Source organism: Nonomuraea sp. MG754425, from assembly GCF_021699195.1.
GTDB lineage: Bacteria > Actinomycetota > Actinomycetes > Streptosporangiales > Streptosporangiaceae > Nonomuraea.
The window spans coordinates 1-14,989 of the sequence record NZ_SSXE01000221.1 but is presented as its reverse complement, the minus strand read 5'-3'; the positions used below and the strand labels follow the sequence as shown (position 1 = coordinate 14,989).

Below are 14,989 nucleotides of genomic sequence, written 5' to 3'. Positions count from 1 at the left end.
GGCCGGGGCTGAGGCCGAGTCCGGGGCGGTCGAACCGGATCACGCGGTGCGCGCCCGCGAGCCGCCCGGCCACCTCGTCCCAGTGGAACCAGGCGCCCCCGGGGCCGGCCGTGATCAGCACCGCCGGTCCCGTGCCCTGCACGACGACATGGGGCCGGCCGCACCCGGCGGCCGGACCCGCCGCCTGCCCGGGGGCGCCGCCCGCCGTCGCGGCGTCCGCGGCGTGTTCCGGCCCGCCCCAGGCGGGCACGTCGTCCGTACGCACCCGGGCGCCGCCCACGCCGCCCATGCGGCCGGGCGCGATCCGCGGGCCCGCCTCCTCGTACGGGTCCTCGCCGACGAGCAGCCGCAGGGCGACGTACACCAGCCAGACGGCGATCATCGTGAGCTGGGCCCGGTGCGCGAGCCCCACGCCGTGGCCGACGACCTGCGCGGCGGCGGTCACCAGGGTCGCGGCCAGCGTCAGCGCGGTGAAGAACAGCGAGACCCGCGAGCGCCAGCACACGCTCAGCAGCGCCATGGCGGCCAGCACGGCCACGGTGCCCAGCACCCCCGCCAGCGTGTGCGCCAGGTGCGCGAACGACGTCCCGCGCTGCCCGCACAGGGGGTTGCTCAGCGTGGCGCAGTCGAGCGGGAAAACCCCGGCCAGGAAGGTGAACAGCGCGTACCCGGCCAGCGCCAGCCAGCCCGGCCACTCCCTGGCCACCCTCGGCACCAGCGCGACCCCGGCCAGGCAGGCCAGCCCCGACAGCGCGTCGCTGATCCGGAACAGGCGTGTCCACGGCTGGTCGCGGGCCGCCAGTTCGCTGACGAACCCCTCGGTCCTGTCGACGGCGGGCGTGGTGAACTGGCCCGTCACCCAGGCGCTGCCGAGCACCGCCGCCACGATGAACGCGGATGCGGCGAGCACGAACAACCTTCGCTCCACGTGACGATTAGATCACTCCATGCCACCGCACCTCATAAGCGACCCCGTCAGAGCCCGGGAGCACCCCAGACGGGGAACCACCTGCTGAGATCCTTCTCCAGCGGCAGGTCGCCCTCCAGCGCCCCTCTGGCCTGCAGTTCGAGCTGATTGTCCCGCTTCTGCCCCGGCAGCGGGGCGAACGGGTAGAAGGTGCCGCGCTTGTACAGGTAGACGACGGCCAGCCGCCTGCCACGCGGGTCGGCGAACGACACCAGCGAGCACAGCAGCGAGGGCCCGAACCCGGCGCCCTCCAGCGTGGAGTTGACCGCGTGCAACTCGGTGACCAGGTCGCCGAGCGCGTCCGGCGGGCGGCGCACCAGCAGCCAGGTGTAGCCGTAGCCGTCGTCGGACTCCTCGACGCGCTCACCCAGCAGCGCCTTGGCGTCGCTCTCCGCCGTGGCGAACGCGCCGCCCTCCGCGGGCCGGAACGCCACCGAGCCGAGGCCGGTGGGCGCGAGCCCGGTCGCCGCCTGCAGCGTCACGGCCGCGGACGGCAGCGAGAACAGCGCGTCGAGGTTGGGCTCGACCGGCTTCGACCGTCCGAGCAGCGCGTCGAGCCACCCCATGTGTGCCTGTCAGCCCCTTCCGAGTTGCCGCGAGATGTCGGCGAGTTGTTCGAGCCGGCGCTCCAGCGACGGGTGCGTGGAGAACAGGTTCGCCAGCGTCGCCCCCTTGGCCAGCGCCGGGGCGAAGTAGAAGGCGTTGAACGGCTCCGCCTCCCGCAGGTCGCGGGTCGGGATCCTGGCCATCTCGCCGCTCACCTTGGTCAGGGCGCTGGCCAGCGACGACGGGCGCTGCGTGAGCAGGGCGCCCGCGCGGTCGGCCGCCAGCTCCCGGTAGCGCGACAGGGCGCGGGTGAGCAGGAAGCTGATCGCGTACACGATGACGGAGACCAGCAGGATGATCGCGCCGACGGGCACACCGCCCTGGCCGCCGTTGCGGCGGCCGCCGAGACCGGAGTAGAGCGCGAACCTCGTCATGAGCCCCGCCACGATCCCGAGGAACGAGGCGATCGTCATGACGGCCACGTCGCGATGGGCGACGTGGGAGAGCTCGTGGGCGATCACGCCCTCCAGCTCGTGCGGCTCCAGGCGGCGCAGGATGCCGGTCGTCACGCAGACGACCGCCCTCTTCTGGTTGCGGCCGGTGGCGAACGCGTTGGGGACGTCGGAATCCGCGATCGCCACCCGCGGCTTGGGCATGTCGGCCAGCGCGCACAGCCGGTCGATGAGCCCGTGCAGCTCAGGGGCCTCCTGCGGTGAGACCTCCCGCCCGTGCATCGCGAACAACGCGATGCGGTCGGAGAAGAAGTACTGCACCAGCAGCAGACCGCCTGCCAGCACCAGGACCGTCAGCGCCTGCACGCCCAGGGCGATCAGGACGCCGACGAACACCACGTAGAGCAACCCCAGCAGGAACATCGTCACGACCATGCGGCTGGTCAGGCCACGATCGGACGCGAACCGCGTACGCACGGGATCAGCCCGGGATGAGGCCTTGGTCGCCCAGCATCTCCCGGACCTCCTCGATCGAGGCGTCCGCGGGGGGAAGGATCAGCTCTGACGGCTCAAGGCTGTCGTCGGGAAGCGCCTTGCCCACGTGGCGCACCTTGTCGAGCAACGCGAGCAGCTTGACGCGGAAGATCGACTCGTTGTCGGAGTCGATGGCCGCCTCGAGCTCGCTGTCGAGTTCGTTGAGAACGGAGATGTCGTCGGCGGAGATCTCCACCTGACCCTCGCCCATGATCCTGACAATCATGCGCCCTCCCCAGGCTGACGGTACTGCTGGGTCGGACCGCTCTGCTGTTGCGGCTGCGCCTGCTGGGCCTGCTGCGGCTGCTGCTGGCCCTGCTCGATCGCCGTCTTCGGCGCCGGGCCCTGGCCCAGCTCGGACTTCATCCTGGCCAGCTCCAGCTCGACGTCCATGCCGCCGCCCATGCGGTCGAGCTCGGTCTGGATGTCGTCGCCACGGGTGCCGCTGAAGTCGTCGAGCGCGCCACTGGCCAGCAGCTCGTCGATCGCGCCCGCGCGGGCCTGCATCTGCGCCGTCTTGTCCTCGGCACGCTGTATGGCCAGACCGACGTCGCCCATCTCCTCGGAGATGCCGGAGAACGCCTCGTTGATGCGCGTCTGCGCCTCGGCGGCGGTGTAGGTGGCCTTGATCGTCTCCTTCTTCGTACGGAAGGAGTCGACCTTGGCCTGCAGCCGCTGGGAAGCCGTGGTCAGCTTCTCCTCCTCGGCCTGCAGGTTGTCATGCTGGACCTTGAGATCGGCCATCTGCGTCTGCAGGCCCGAGCGGCGCTGCAGCGCCTCACGGGCGAGGTCCTCGCGGCCGACGGACAACGCCTTGCGGCCCTGGTCCTCCAGTCGCTGAGACTGCTTCTCAAGCCCGGTGATCTGCAACTCCACCCTCTTGCGCGAGGTGGCGACGTCGGCCACCCCCCGCCGCACCTTCTGCAACAGCTCGAGCTGCCGCTGATAGGAGTAGTCAAGGGTCTCGCGCGGATCCTCCATCTTGTCCAAGGCCTTGTTGGCCTTCGACTTGAAGATCATCGAAAGTCTCTTCATCACGCTCATGCGCGTCGGCCGTCCCCTTCTAGGTGGTGCTGGTGATAATCCCAATGCAGCGCAACCGCCTTGGGATTACCCTACGCATAACGCACGAGGGCGTCACTAAGTTGCACTACAGGTAGGGTTGACGTCGTGTTGCGACGCCGTTCCCAAACCTCCGTGGACGACACCCCCGTCCCCGTTGACGATCCTAAGCCCCAGGGTAAAGGTCGTCCCACACCCAAGCGCCGGGATGCCGAAGGCAGCCGGCGCCAGTACGTCTCCGCGCCGAAGGACCGCAAGGCGGCCTACCGGCAGATGCGGGCCAAACAGGCCAATGAGCGCGAGAAGGCCCGTCAGGGCATGCTCGCCGGTGACGAACGGTACTTCCCCGTTCGTGACAAGGGGCCGGCGCGCAGGTTCGCGCGTGAGTGGGTCGACTCGCGCCGGCTGCCGAGCCAGTACTTCCTGCCGTTCTCCCTGGTGATCCTGCTGGCCACCTGGGTTCCCTGGCCGATGGCGATCCGCCAGCAGGTGCTCGGCTACGTCGTCACGATCGGGTGGCCGATCATGATGATCGGCGTGCTGGCGACGTCGGTCTACGTGGCCTGGAAGGTCAAGAAGCTGGTGGCCGAGAAGCTGCCCGACGAGAGCGTCAGGGGCGTCGGCTTCTACGCGGCCATGCGGGCGCTGCAGATCCGCAAGCTGCGCTTCCCGCCGCCCACGGTGCTGCCCGGCGGAAAGCCGGTGCCGCCCAAGAAGTGACTGCGCGCAGGGGTCGTGCGGGCCGCCGCCGGCGGCTCTACCCCGCGTCCCGCCAGCGCAGCACGCCCCGCTCGACCGCGGGCCGCCGGTCGCCGACCGGGGTGCCGCGCTCGAGCGCGTCGGCCACGGTCCGCATGAGCGCGTAGTACGACGCCGCGCCGGGCGCCGTCGCGGAGTCCTGGTCGTCCCAGCCGACGGCTCCCCCCGCGGAGTCGACCACGGCGTAGGCGCCGGGCCGCGCCTGGCGCAGGAACGGGATCAGGCGCTCCGCCCCGGTGCGCTCCCCGGAGCACGACGCCCGCCAGGCGTCCCTGATGTCGCGCGTGCCGAGGTTGGCCGCGCCGCCGGGCCAGAAGCCGAACCCGAACGCGTCCGGCCCGCGCGAGCCGTTGTGGCGCAGCAGGGAGGCGCGCAGGTCGTCGGGGAAGTCCACGCCCATCTGGGACTCCGCGATCGCGATCGTGCGGGCCCTGCCGGGCGCGCCGAGCGTGCGGTACGTGCGCGGCGCGTTCGCCTTCAGCCACCGCTCGACGCGCCGCCACTGCCGGTTCACAGCCCGCCTGACCTTCGGGTCGACGGGCCGCACGGTCACCGGGCGCGGCTCGGGCGAGCAGCGGGAGTCGGGGACCGCGGCCGGGGCCTGAGTCGAAGTCAGGGTCGAGGTCGGGGTCGCCGGGCTCTGCGGGATCTCCTGGCGGGCCGCCCGCGCCCGGCCGGGGCCGTCCGGCGGCTCCGGCGTGTCCTCGCTCGCGCGCCCCGGCAGCAGCGCGGCCGTCAGGACGAGCGCCACGATCACCGCGATGCCGGCCCACACCAGGCCCATCCCCGCGCCCCGGGCCGCCGGAGCCGGCGCGGGCGGGACCGGTGGCCGTCCGGGCGTGCGGGCGCGGCGGCGCAGCCGTACCGCGATCGCGGTCAGGATGGCCGTCGTGAGCGCGAACCGTACGAGCTTCAGCACGTCGCGCACCCTATCCCGAATCGGATCACCCCATGTGTCGGGATTAAGGTCAGACCCATGGAATTCCGTCACCTCGGTCGCAGCGGTCTCATGGTCAGCGAGATCAGCTACGGCAACTGGCTCACCCATGGCTCTCAGGTGGAAGAGGACGCCGCCAAGCAGTGTGTGGCGGCGGCGCTCGACGAGGGCATCACCACGTTCGACACCGCGGACGTCTACGCGGGCACGAAGGCCGAGGAGGTGCTCGGCCGGGCGCTGAAGGGGGTTCGCAGGGAGTCGCTGGAGATCTTCACGAAGGTCTACTGGCCGACCGGGCCCGGCAGGAACGACCGCGGCCTGTCCCGCAAGCACATCACCGAGTCGATCAACGCCTCGCTGCGCCGGCTGCAGACCGACTACGTCGACCTGTACCAGGCGCACCGGTTCGACTCCGAGACCCCGCTGGAGGAGACCCTCAAGACCTTCGACGACCTCGTACGCCAGGGCAAGGTGCTCTATGTCGGCGTCAGCGAGTGGAACGCCGACCAGATCTCCCGGGCGCTGAAGATCGCCGACGAGATGGGCTTCGACCGGCTCGTGTCGAACCAGCCGCAGTACTCCATGTTGTGGCGGGTCATCGAGTCCGAGGTCGTGCCGCTGTGCGAGCAGGAGGGCGTGGGCCAGATCGTCTGGTCGCCGATCGCGCAGGGCGTGCTGACCGGCAAGTACCTGCCCGGTCAGCAGCCGCCGGAGGGCTCCCGCGCGACCGACAAGTCCGGCAGCGCGATGATCTCCCGGTTCATGAACGACGAGGTGCTCAACCGCGTCCAGGAGCTGAAGCCGATCGCCGCGGACCTGGGGTTGTCCATGGCGCAGCTCGCCGTGGCCTGGGTGCTGCAGAACCCGAACGTCTCCAGCGCCATCGTCGGGGCCACCCGGCCCGAGCAGGTGCGTGACAACGTGAAGGCGGCCGGGGTCACCCTGGAGGCCGACGTGCTGAAGCGGATCGACGACGTGCTCGGCTCCACCGTGGAGCGCGACCCGGCCAAGACGCAGAGCCCGCCCAAGCGCCCCTGACGCCCGTCATAACAAAAACCCCTTGAGCCACGAATGCGCTCAAGGGGTTTTTCGTCCGTCCGGACCTCACTCCGGACGCAATGACAATCCCACATACTCGACGCGATCCTCGTCGAGCAACGCGACCTGCTCGACCCCGGACTCCAGCAGGTCACGCCAGTTCTCGCCGAGCCAGGACTCGGCGTCCGCCTGGCTCGGAAAAACCTCCCGAGGCAAAGGGCTGTCGGTCACCTCACCGCCATTCGCGTTTTCATAACGCCACCGCCATGTCATGCCATACGCTCCTTTTCCACAGGTTCGCCGGCGCGCCCTCCACAATCACTGGAACCCTACTCCCGAGCTTGGACGTCGATCGATCCCGCGCACGGATCGTGTCGCGACGGCGGCCCCCTGGGGCCCGGCCGGGCGCGTCCTCTTTGTACGCTCGGCGCGGTGAAGCTCCTTCTCACCGGCACGGCCGGCGACGCGGGCTGGCCCCGGCCCGGCTGCCGCTGCGCGTCCTGCTCCGCCCTGTCCCCCGGTCATCGCCGCCCGTTCGGCCTCGTCGTGGACGGCGCGGTGCCCTTCCCCTTCGACGGCCCGCCCGCCGGGTACCGGGTCCACGCCGGCGGGCTGGGGCTGACCGCCCCGGACGGTTGCCACCTGCTCCGCCTCCCCCAGGGGGCGCCCGTGCCCTCCGGCGGCCCCTCCAGGTACGACGTCGTGCTCATCGACCTGCTCGACCGCCCGGAGCGTCTCGGGGAGCTGCGGCGGGCGGGGCTGGTGGACGAGACGACCGCCGTGGTGGCGACCGGGCTCGATCACCGGGTGCGGTCGGAGGAGGAGCTGTCCAGGCGGCTGGCCTTGTGGGGGGCGCTGGCCGTCCCCGACGGCACGGAGCTGACCGTGCGGCCGGGACGCGGGCTCGACGCGCGCCCGGTCCCGCCCCGCCCGGCGGGGCGGGCGCTGCTGCTGGGCGGGTCGCGGTCGGGGAAGTCGGCCGAGGCTGAGCTGCGGCTGGCGGCCGAGCCGCACGTCACGTACGTGGCCACCGGTCCGGGCGGCGCGGGCGACGGCGAGTGGGCGGATCGGGTGCGGGCGCACCGGGAGCGCAGGCCCGCGCACTGGGCCACGTGCGAGACCACCGATCTGGTGACCGCGATCCGCGCGGCCACCGGCCCGCTGCTGATCGACGGGCTGGGCACCTGGGTGGCGGCGGTGTTCGACGAGCACGGGGCCTGGGAGGGCGACCGCGCGCCGGTCGTCACGCGCTGCGAGGAGCTGGTGACGGCGTGGCGTCAGGCGGCCGGGCCGATCGTGGCGGTGTCGGACGAGGTGGGGATGGGTGTGGTGCCCGCGACGGCGAGCGGCCGGGCGTTCAGGGACGTCCTGGGGCGGCTGAACGAGCGCCTGGCGGCCGAATCGGAGTACGTGGCCCTGGTGGCCGCCGGCCGCCTGTTCGAGCTCTGAGCCGCCTGCTCAGGCCGTACGGTCAGGGGCGGACCGCTCTGGCGTGCCAGCGGCCGTCGAGGCGGTCGACCTGGAGCGGACGGCCGAAGCAGTCGCTGAGGTTGGCGGAGGTGAGGACGTCGGAGACCGGCCCGGCGGCCAGCACCCTGGCGTCGCGCATGAGCATGGCGTGCGTGGTCGTGGCGGGCACCTCCTCCAGGTGGTGGGTCACCGTGACGGTGGTCAGCACGGGCCTGGTGGCGGCGAGGTCCTCGACGGCGGTGATGAGGTCCTCGCGCGCGGGCAGGTCGAGCCCCGCGAACGGCTCGTCGAGCAGCAGCACCGCGGGGTCGGCCATGAGCGCCCTGGCCACCCTGATCCTGGCCCGCTCCCCCTGCGAGCAGACGCGGAACCTGCGCTCGGCCAGGTCCTTGCAGCCGAGGTCGGCCAGCAGCCGGTGGGCGCGCTCGCGCTCGGGGTCGCCGTACCTGTCCCACAGCGGGACGCTCGTGCCGGTGTGGCCGGTGAGCACCACGGTGTGCGCGGTGGCGCCCTCCTCCTCCATCAGCTCCTCGTCGATCAGCCGCTGGCTGGAGGCGACCAGGCCGAGGTGGCGGCGCAGCTCGCGCAGATCGACCTGGCCGAGCCGGTGACCGAGCACCTTGACCGTGCCCTCGCTGGGGTGCCGGACGGCGGCCGCCAGCGACAGCAGCGTCGTCTTGCCCGCGCCGTTGGGGCCGAGGATCACCCAGTGGTCGCCGTAGTCCACCTGCCAATCGACGCCGTCCAGCAGCGATTTGCCGACAACCCGGACACCTACGCCTTCCAGTTCAACCACGTGCATCCCGCCACACTAGTGGGCCCTAGGATCCTGCGTTATGCGGCTTACGGACGGGCTCAGGTTCGCCCTGGGCACGTTGAGCGTCATCCCCGTGCGGGTCGATCGGGTGGACCGGCAGGTCGCGGGGCAGGCGATGACACTGGCCCCGGCGGTCGGCCTGCTGCTCGGGACGCTGGCCGGGCTGCCGCTGCTGCTGCCCGCGCCGCCGCTGCTGGGTGCGGCGCTGGCGCTCGGGCTGCTGGCCCTGCTCACGCGCGGCCTGCATCTCGACGGACTGGCCGATCTGGCCGACGGGCTGGGCAGCGGCAAGCCGGCCGGGCCGGCGCTCGACATCATGAAAAAATCGGACATCGGGCCGTTCGGCGTGCTGACGCTGGTGCTGACCCTGCTGGTCCAGGCCGCGGCGCTGGCCGCCACCGGGTTCTGGGCGCTGGTGACGGCGTGCGTGGCGGGGCGGCTGGCGCTGACGTGGGCCTGCCGGTCGGGCGTGCCCGCCGCCCGGCCCGGCGGCCTGGGCGCGATGGTCGCGGGCACCGTACGCCGCCCGGCCGCCTGGCTGGTCACCGTGGCCGCGCTGCTCGCCGCCGCCGGGCTCGGCACGCTGGGCACCCTGAACGGCCTGAGCCCGGCCGGGCCGCCGGGGGCCGGGCTCGGGCTCGCCGGGGTGATCGTGGCGCCGGTGGCGGCGCTGGCCGGGCTCGGCGCCGCCCTGCTGCTGCTCGGCCACGCCGGGCGCCGGCTCGGGGGCGTCACGGGGGACGTGCTCGGCGCGCTGGTCGAGACCGCCACGGCCACCGCGCTGGTGGTGTGCGCGATCCTTCACTGAGCCGGGCGCACGCGGCTCAGATGCGCGGCTCCGCGGTCTGAGCGGGCTCCGCGGGCTCCTCCGGCCCAGGCGTTTCTGCAGGCCCGGCGGGCTGCGGCGGACGTACCGGGGAGAAGCGGAGCAGGGCCGCGCCGATGATCGCGAGCAGCAGCCAGCCCACCACGCCGGTGATGCCGGCCAGGAGCTCGTTCGGCGGGTCGGCGGCGTCCCCGGCCAGCAGCGCGACGCCGGCGATGGCGTTCAGCGAGCCGTGCGCCACGACGGCGGGCCACACGCTGCCCGTACGCAGCCGCAGCCACCCCATCACCACTCCGGCCGGCACGCAGAAGGCGATGAACACCAGGGCCGCCCACGAGCCGAGCCGCGGGTAGTTGTAGCCGAGCATGGTGAGCGGCGCGTGCCAGATGCCCCAGATGAAGCCGGACAGGAGCAGGCCGGCGAGCACGCCGTCCTTGCCGACGAGCCGGGGCACGAGCCAGCCGCGCCAGCCCCATTCCTCGCCCAGCACCGGGATCGCGTTCAGCACGGGACCGGCCACGACGGCGAGCACGACCTGCACGATGGCCAGCGTGGTGAGGTCGGCGGGGGCCTGGCCGCCGCCGCTCGACTCCAGGCCCGCCCGCAGCAGGCTGAGGTGCTCGAGGTCGAGGGTGACCAGCCCCACGGCGGCGCTGATCCCCATGGCCAGGAACACCAGCAGCGGCACGCCCAGCCAGGCCGTCAGCACCAGCACGGCGGTACGCCCCCTGCGCTCGCCCAGGGTGAGGCCGGTCTCCCTGGCCCACTGGCGGAACGGCGTGCGCTTGACGGCCCACACGCCGAGCACGCCGAGGCTCGGCGTGAACATCATCAGCGCGCCGAGCGGCTGCATGAGCGGTGAGCTCAGCCCGCCGGCGAACCACAGGGGCAGGGCGGCCGCCCACGACAGCGCGAAGGCGAGGACGACGAAGATGAGAAGGGGTCTTTTCATGGCTGAACTCGCTCCGCGATGAGGGCGTTGATGAGGGATGCGCCGCGTTCGGCGTCGTCGACGCTGATCGCCAGCCTGCCGCCGGAGCGGTAGCCGAGGACCAGGCATTCGCCGCCGCGCAGCATGATGGTGGCGTTGCCCGGCAGGCCGCGGAAGCCCCAGCCGCCGACCTCGCCGGGCTGCCGCTGCTCCGACCAGGCGGACTCGACCTTCGACAGCGGGATCCGGCGCGCCGGCCAGCCCAGCGGGCCGAAGCCGATCGTGATCAGGTCGTCGCGGACCCGGACGGAGACGGCCATGCTCACCAGCCCGGCGAGAAGCAGGATGACGGCGAGGGGCAGGATCACGCGTACGGGGTCCCCGGCCGCCCCGGTGGAGGCCAGCGCGACGGTGACGACGGTGACGACCAGCGCCCCGAACATGGCCACGGTGAGCCATGGGTTGACGACGCGGCTGACCCAGACGGCCCGCTGGCCGGGGTTGAGCCTGAGTTGGGGCCGTGCCTGGCTCTCGGCCCGGGGGTCGTCGGCGGGCTCCGAGACCAGGTAGGCGGCCAGGGCCATCGTCGCGGCCGTGGCGGCCAGCGCCACGGGGATGTGCCAGGCGGGCAGCAGGGCGTCGCGCCAGGTGGCGGCGTCGAGGTTGACGCTCAGGGTCGAGGCGGCCACGGACAGCATCAGCACGCCGGTCCCGAACACGCAGGCCGAGAAGGTCATCCGCGCCGGACGCCGGACGCGCGCCTGCCGCCCGAGGAGGAAGAACAGCACCCACAACCCCGCCCAGATGACCTGGATCGTGATCACGAACCCCGTCAACGAACTCGACCCGTCGGGCACGCTCCCCGTTGTTCCCCAGTGGGTGGCCATCGGGTCGGGCAGCCGGTCGCGCAGCGCCAGGGGCGCCAGGAGCAGGGCGGCCGCCACGAGCAGCCACCACACGCCGGCGATCACACGGGATCTCACGTCAGGTCCTCCAAGATGGTGATGAGGTCGTCACGGCTGTAGCCGTACCTTCTGGCCTCCTCGAGCAGTTCGCGCGCCCGCTGGGTGAGCAGGGCGCGCCCGTCGGCGCGGCCCGCCACGCTGACGCCCCTGCCTCTCCTGAACTCCAGGAGCCCCTCGTCGCGCAGGTCGCGCAGCGCGCGCAGCACGGTGTTGGGGTTGATGCCCATCGCGACGGCGAGGTCGCGGGCCGGCGGCAGGCGGTCGCCTGTCCGGTAGGAGCCCTCGCCGATGGCGCGGCGGATGGCGCTCGCCACCTGCTCGTGGAGGGGGCGCGCGTCATTGAGGTCGAGCGTCAGCAACATGGTGCTAATGAGACTAGCACCATTAATCGGATGGTGCTGACCAGCGATTGGTGGGATGAACCCCTGTTTGTGAGTACGCAGAAACCGTGGATAGCATCGGTTTACGTGACCACTGTGCGGCTGAACTCAGCAGATCCACTCTCCGTCGACACCGACGCGTTGATCGTCGGTTTCCTGCCGGGCCAGGACGGCCCCGTCCCCGCGGTGAGCGCCGAGTCCCTGGAGTCCGCCTTCGGCGGCAGGCTCGCGGCGTCCCTGCGTGCCGTGGCGTTCTCCGGCAAGCCCGGCGAGCTGGCCAAACTGCCGACGTTCGGCGCCGTCGCCGCCCCGCTGCTGGTCGCGGTCGGGCTGGGCGGCTCCCCCGGGCACGAGGAGCTGCGCCGCGCCGCCGGCACCGCCGTACGCTCCCTGGCCGGCACCTCCCGCGCCGCGCTCGCGCTGCCCGCCGGCACCGCCGAGCAGGCCGAGGCGGTCGCGCTCGGCGCCCTGCTCGGCGCCTACGCCTTCGCCCGCTACCGCACCGACGGCGAGCAGCAGGCCCCCGTCTCCGAGCTCACGGTGCTCTCGGAGCAGCCCGCGGACGCGGCCGAGCGCGCGGGCGTGCTGGCCGAGTCGGTCTGCCTGGTGCGCGACCTCGTCAACACGCCTCCGTCCGACCTGTGGCCGGCCCGGTTCGCCGAGATCGCCGAGCAGGTCGGCGGCAAGGCCGGGCTGAGCGTCGAGGTGCTCGACGACGAGCAGCTCAGGGCCGGTGGCTACGGCGGCATCGTCGGCGTCGGCCAGGGCTCGGCCAACCCGCCGCGCCTGGTCCGCCTCGCCTACCGCCACCCCGAGGCCACCAAGACCCTCGCCTTCGTGGGCAAGGGCATCACGTTCGACTCGGGCGGCCTGTCGCTCAAGCCGTCGGCGTCCATGGCGTGGATGAAGTCCGACATGGGCGGCGCGGGCGCCGTGCTCGGCGCGCTGGTCGGCATCGCCCGGCTCGGCCTGCCCGTCAACGCCGTCGGCTACCTCTGCCTGGCCGAGAACCTGCCGAGCGGCACCGCGCAGCGTCCCTCCGACGTGCTGCACAGCTACAGCGGCAAGACCGTCGAGGTGCTCGACACCGACGCCGAGGGCCGCCTCGTCCTCATGGACGGCATCGCCCGCGCCGCCGAGGACGACCCCGACCTGATCGTCGACGTGGCCACCCTCACCGGCGCGCAGATCGTCGCGCTCGGCTGGCGCACGGCCGGCGTCATGGCCAACGACGACGCCGTCAGGGAGCTCGTGGTCGAGGCCGCGGGCGCCGCCGGCGAGGGCGCGTGGGGCATGCCGCTGCCGGAGGAACTGCGCAGGGGCCTCGACAGCCCGGTCGCCGACATCGCCAACCTCCACCCGGAGCGCTGGGGCGGCATGCTCGCGGCGGGCATCTTCCTGAAGGAGTTCGTGCCCGACGGGGTGCGCTGGGCCCACATCGACATGGCCGGCCCCGCCTTCAACAAGGGCGAGCCGCACGGCTACACCCCGGTGGGCGGCACCGGCGCGATCACCCGCACGCTCATCGGACTCGCAGAGCGGCACGCGAGCATCTGAAACAAATGAAAAGATGACGGCATCACGAACACCCCGACAAGGAGCCTTCCCGTGGCCTATGACATCGTCGTCCTAGGGGGCGGCAGCGGCGGTTACGCCTGCGCCCTGAGGGCGGCTGAGCTGGGCAAGTCGGTCGTCCTCATCGAAAGGGACAAGATCGGCGGCACCTGCCTGCACCGGGGATGCATCCCCACGAAGGCCCTGCTGCACTCCGCCGAGGTCGCCGACGAGACCCGCGAGAGCGAGTCCTTCGGCGTCAAGGCGCGTTTCGAGGGCATCGACGTCCAGGGCGTCCACGCCTTCAAGGACAAGATCGTCACTCGGGCCTGGAAGGGCGTGCAGGGCCTGCTGAAGGCCGCGGGCGTGACGATCGTCGAGGGCGAGGGCCGGCTCGTCGGCCCCGGGCGCGTCCAGGTCGGCCCGGAGGTCTACGAGGGGCGCAACGTCGTCCTGGCCACGGGTTCGGCCCCCAAGACGCTGCCGGGCCTCGAGATCGACGGCGAGCGCGTCATCACCAGCGAGCACACGCTCCGGATGGACCGCGTGCCCTCGTCGGTGATCGTGCTGGGCGGCGGCGTCATCGGCGTCGAGCTGGCCAGCGTCTACCGCTCGTTCGGCGCCGAGGTGACGATCGTCGAGGCGCTGCCGCACCTGCTGCCGACCGAGGAGGAGTCCAGCTCCAAACTGCTGGAGCGGGCCTTCCGCCGCCGCGGCATCAAGTACGAGCTGGGCGTCTTCTTCGACGGCGCCAAGACCACCGAGACGGGCGTGGTCGTCACCCTGGCCAACGGCAAGACCCTCGACGCCGAGCTGCTGCTGGTCGCGGTCGGCCGCGGCGCGGTGTCGGCGGGCATGGGCTTCGAGGAGCAGGGCATCGTCATCGAGCGCGGCGCGGTCGTGGTCGACGAGCACTGCCGGACCTCGGTGCCCGGCGTCTACGCCATCGGCGACCTGATCCCGACCCTGCAGCTCGCACACGCGGGGTTCGCCGAGGGCATCATGGTGGCCGAGCACATCGCGGGGCTCAACCCGCCGCCCATCGACTACGCGGGCGTGCCGCGCATCACCTACTCCGACCCCGAGGTGGCCTCGGTGGGCCTCACCTCGGCGCAGGCGGCCGAGCGCGGCATCGAGACCGTCGAGCAGGTCTACGACCTGGCGGGCAACCCCAAGAGCCAGATCCTCGGCACCGCGGGCGCGGTGAAGGTGATCGCCGAGAAGGGCGGGCCCGTCGTCGGCGTCCACATGGTGGGCCGCCGCATCGGCGAACTCGTCACCGAAGGCCAGCTCATCTACAACTGGGAGGCCCTGCCCGCAGAGGTCGCCCAGCTCATCCACGCACACCCGACGCAGTCCGAGGCCATGGGTGAGGCGATGCTGGCCCTGGCCGGCAAGCCGTTGCACGTACACAACTAGTCAAGCCCTCGAGATCAGAACGCGAGAGAAGAATAACGATGCCGGTCTCCGTACAGATGCCCCAGCTCGGCGAGAGCGTTACCGAGGGCACGGTAACCCGTTGGCTGAAGAAGGAGGGCGAGCGCGTCGAGGCCGACGAGCCGCTCCTCGAGGTGTCGACCGACAAGGTCGACACCGAGATCCCGTCCCCGTCCGCCGGTGTGCTGACCAAGATCGTGGTGGCCGAGGACGAAACGGTCGAAGTCGGCGCCGAGCTCGCCATCATCGACGAGAACGGCCAGCCGGGCGCCGTCGCCCCGGCCCCGGAGGCAGCCCCCGCGCCGGCCCCGGCG

General features: G+C 72.3%; 18 protein-coding genes. 7 read left to right on the top strand and 11 right to left on the bottom strand.

Going from position 1 to position 14,989, the window contains the following annotated elements; genetic code table 11:
- The 5 genes from FAF44_RS45620 to FAF44_RS45600 all read right to left on the bottom strand — a co-directional run.
- The coding region (locus tag FAF44_RS45620; RefSeq protein ID WP_237109699.1) for a DUF998 domain-containing protein at positions 1–928 on the bottom strand (928 nt) is incomplete at its 3' end.
- A gap of 47 nt (positions 929–975) precedes the next feature.
- Complete coding sequence (locus tag FAF44_RS45615; RefSeq protein WP_237109698.1) at positions 976–1,533, bottom strand: hypothetical protein; 558 nt, start codon at positions 1,531–1,533, stop codon at positions 976–978.
- A 9-nt stretch (positions 1,534–1,542) separates the two neighbouring features.
- Entirely contained in the window at positions 1,543–2,442 is a 900-nt protein-coding gene (gene htpX / locus FAF44_RS45610; RefSeq protein ID WP_308193506.1) for a zinc metalloprotease HtpX, read from the bottom strand.
- A gap of 4 nt (positions 2,443–2,446) precedes the next feature.
- Positions 2,447–2,725: a hypothetical protein gene (locus tag FAF44_RS45605; RefSeq protein WP_237109697.1), complete on the bottom strand. Its 279-nt coding sequence runs from the start codon at positions 2,723–2,725 to the stop codon at positions 2,447–2,449.
- Positions 2,722–3,543 (bottom strand): PspA/IM30 family protein, encoded by an 822-nt coding sequence (locus FAF44_RS45600; RefSeq protein ID WP_237109696.1) that lies wholly within the window; start codon positions 3,541–3,543, stop codon positions 2,722–2,724. The genes FAF44_RS45605 and FAF44_RS45600 overlap by 4 nt, the downstream gene beginning before the upstream one ends.
- 126 nt (positions 3,544–3,669) lie before the next feature.
- On the opposite strand from FAF44_RS45600, the gene FAF44_RS45595 reads away from it, so the two are divergent.
- Positions 3,670–4,281 carry a DUF3043 domain-containing protein gene (locus FAF44_RS45595; protein WP_308193505.1) on the top strand — a complete coding sequence of 204 codons (612 nt, stop codon included), beginning with the start codon at positions 3,670–3,672 and terminating at the stop codon, positions 4,279–4,281.
- A gap of 37 nt (positions 4,282–4,318) precedes the next feature.
- Here the strand turns inward: FAF44_RS45595 and FAF44_RS45590 are convergent, their stop codons facing one another.
- Positions 4,319–5,239, bottom strand: a complete 921-nt coding sequence (locus FAF44_RS45590) for an SMI1/KNR4 family protein (protein WP_237109695.1) — start codon at positions 5,237–5,239, stop codon at positions 4,319–4,321.
- Between the two features lie 57 nt (positions 5,240–5,296).
- Between FAF44_RS45590 and FAF44_RS45585 the strand changes: the two genes are divergently transcribed.
- A complete protein-coding gene (locus FAF44_RS45585; protein ID WP_237109694.1) occupies positions 5,297–6,295 on the top strand; it encodes an aldo/keto reductase family protein in 999 nt (332 codons plus the stop codon).
- Positions 6,296–6,361: 66 nt separating this feature from the next.
- Here the strand turns inward: FAF44_RS45585 and FAF44_RS45580 are convergent, their stop codons facing one another.
- The gene (locus FAF44_RS45580; RefSeq protein ID WP_237109693.1) at positions 6,362–6,568 is read right to left on the bottom strand and encodes a hypothetical protein; all 207 of its coding nucleotides are present in this window, start codon (positions 6,566–6,568) and stop codon (positions 6,362–6,364) included.
- A gap of 159 nt (positions 6,569–6,727) precedes the next feature.
- Between FAF44_RS45580 and FAF44_RS45575 the strand changes: the two genes are divergently transcribed.
- Complete coding sequence (locus FAF44_RS45575; protein WP_237109692.1) at positions 6,728–7,744, top strand: bifunctional adenosylcobinamide kinase/adenosylcobinamide-phosphate guanylyltransferase; 1,017 nt, start codon at positions 6,728–6,730, stop codon at positions 7,742–7,744.
- A gap of 22 nt (positions 7,745–7,766) precedes the next feature.
- On the opposite strand, the gene FAF44_RS45570 is transcribed toward FAF44_RS45575, so the two are convergent.
- A complete protein-coding gene (locus FAF44_RS45570) occupies positions 7,767–8,567 on the bottom strand; it encodes an ABC transporter ATP-binding protein (RefSeq protein ID WP_237109691.1) in 801 nt (266 codons plus the stop codon).
- 34 nt (positions 8,568–8,601) lie between these two features.
- On the opposite strand from FAF44_RS45570, the gene FAF44_RS45565 reads away from it, so the two are divergent.
- Positions 8,602–9,390 carry an adenosylcobinamide-GDP ribazoletransferase gene (locus FAF44_RS45565; protein ID WP_237109690.1) on the top strand — a complete coding sequence of 263 codons (789 nt, stop codon included), beginning with the start codon at positions 8,602–8,604 and terminating at the stop codon, positions 9,388–9,390.
- A gap of 16 nt (positions 9,391–9,406) precedes the next feature.
- Here the strand turns inward: FAF44_RS45565 and FAF44_RS45560 are convergent, their stop codons facing one another.
- From FAF44_RS45560 to FAF44_RS45550, 3 genes are read right to left on the bottom strand one after another with little or no spacing between them, the layout of a single operon-like run.
- Entirely contained in the window at positions 9,407–10,360 is a 954-nt protein-coding gene (locus tag FAF44_RS45560) for a CPBP family intramembrane glutamic endopeptidase (RefSeq protein ID WP_237109689.1), read from the bottom strand.
- Complete coding sequence (locus FAF44_RS45555; RefSeq protein WP_237109688.1) at positions 10,357–11,322, bottom strand: DUF1648 domain-containing protein; 966 nt, start codon at positions 11,320–11,322, stop codon at positions 10,357–10,359. Before FAF44_RS45555 ends, FAF44_RS45560 begins: the two co-directional genes overlap by 4 nt.
- Positions 11,319–11,666, bottom strand: a complete 348-nt coding sequence (locus FAF44_RS45550; protein ID WP_237109687.1) for a GntR family transcriptional regulator — start codon at positions 11,664–11,666, stop codon at positions 11,319–11,321. Before FAF44_RS45550 ends, FAF44_RS45555 begins: the two co-directional genes overlap by 4 nt.
- 105 nt (positions 11,667–11,771) lie before the next feature.
- Here FAF44_RS45550 and FAF44_RS45545 point away from each other — a divergent pair, with 105 nt between their 5' ends.
- The 3 genes from FAF44_RS45545 to FAF44_RS45535 all read left to right on the top strand — a co-directional run.
- Positions 11,772–13,241 carry a leucyl aminopeptidase gene (locus FAF44_RS45545; protein ID WP_237109686.1) on the top strand — a complete coding sequence of 490 codons (1,470 nt, stop codon included), beginning with the start codon at positions 11,772–11,774 and terminating at the stop codon, positions 13,239–13,241.
- A gap of 51 nt (positions 13,242–13,292) precedes the next feature.
- Positions 13,293–14,657, top strand: coding sequence for a dihydrolipoyl dehydrogenase (lpdA, locus tag FAF44_RS45540; RefSeq protein WP_237109685.1), 1,365 nt, complete (start codon positions 13,293–13,295; stop codon positions 14,655–14,657).
- Between the two features lie 38 nt (positions 14,658–14,695).
- Positions 14,696–14,989, top strand: a 294-nt coding sequence (locus FAF44_RS45535; RefSeq protein WP_308193504.1) for a biotin/lipoyl-containing protein, incomplete at its 3' end; no start/stop codon positions are given.

Excerpts from the sequence above, each read along its gene's own strand:
- FAF44_RS45615 (WP_237109698.1), bottom strand. The coding sequence starts at position 1,533 with ATGGGGTGGCTCGACGCGCTGCTCGGACGGTCGAAGCCGGTCGAGCCC.
- FAF44_RS45605 (WP_237109697.1), bottom strand. The coding sequence starts at position 2,725 with ATGATTGTCAGGATCATGGGCGAGGGTCAGGTGGAGATCTCCGCCGAC.
- FAF44_RS45600 (WP_237109696.1), bottom strand. The coding sequence starts at position 3,543 with ATGAGCGTGATGAAGAGACTTTCGATGATCTTCAAGTCGAAGGCCAAC.
- FAF44_RS45585 (WP_237109694.1), top strand. The coding sequence starts at position 5,297 with ATGGAATTCCGTCACCTCGGTCGCAGCGGTCTCATGGTCAGCGAGATC.
- FAF44_RS45580 (WP_237109693.1), bottom strand. The coding sequence starts at position 6,568 with ATGACATGGCGGTGGCGTTATGAAAACGCGAATGGCGGTGAGGTGACC.
- FAF44_RS45570 (WP_237109691.1), bottom strand. The coding sequence starts at position 8,567 with ATGCACGTGGTTGAACTGGAAGGCGTAGGTGTCCGGGTTGTCGGCAAA.
- FAF44_RS45565 (WP_237109690.1), top strand. The coding sequence starts at position 8,602 with ATGCGGCTTACGGACGGGCTCAGGTTCGCCCTGGGCACGTTGAGCGTC.
- FAF44_RS45560 (WP_237109689.1), bottom strand. The coding sequence starts at position 10,360 with ATGAAAAGACCCCTTCTCATCTTCGTCGTCCTCGCCTTCGCGCTGTCG.
- FAF44_RS45550 (WP_237109687.1), bottom strand. The coding sequence starts at position 11,666 with ATGTTGCTGACGCTCGACCTCAATGACGCGCGCCCCCTCCACGAGCAG.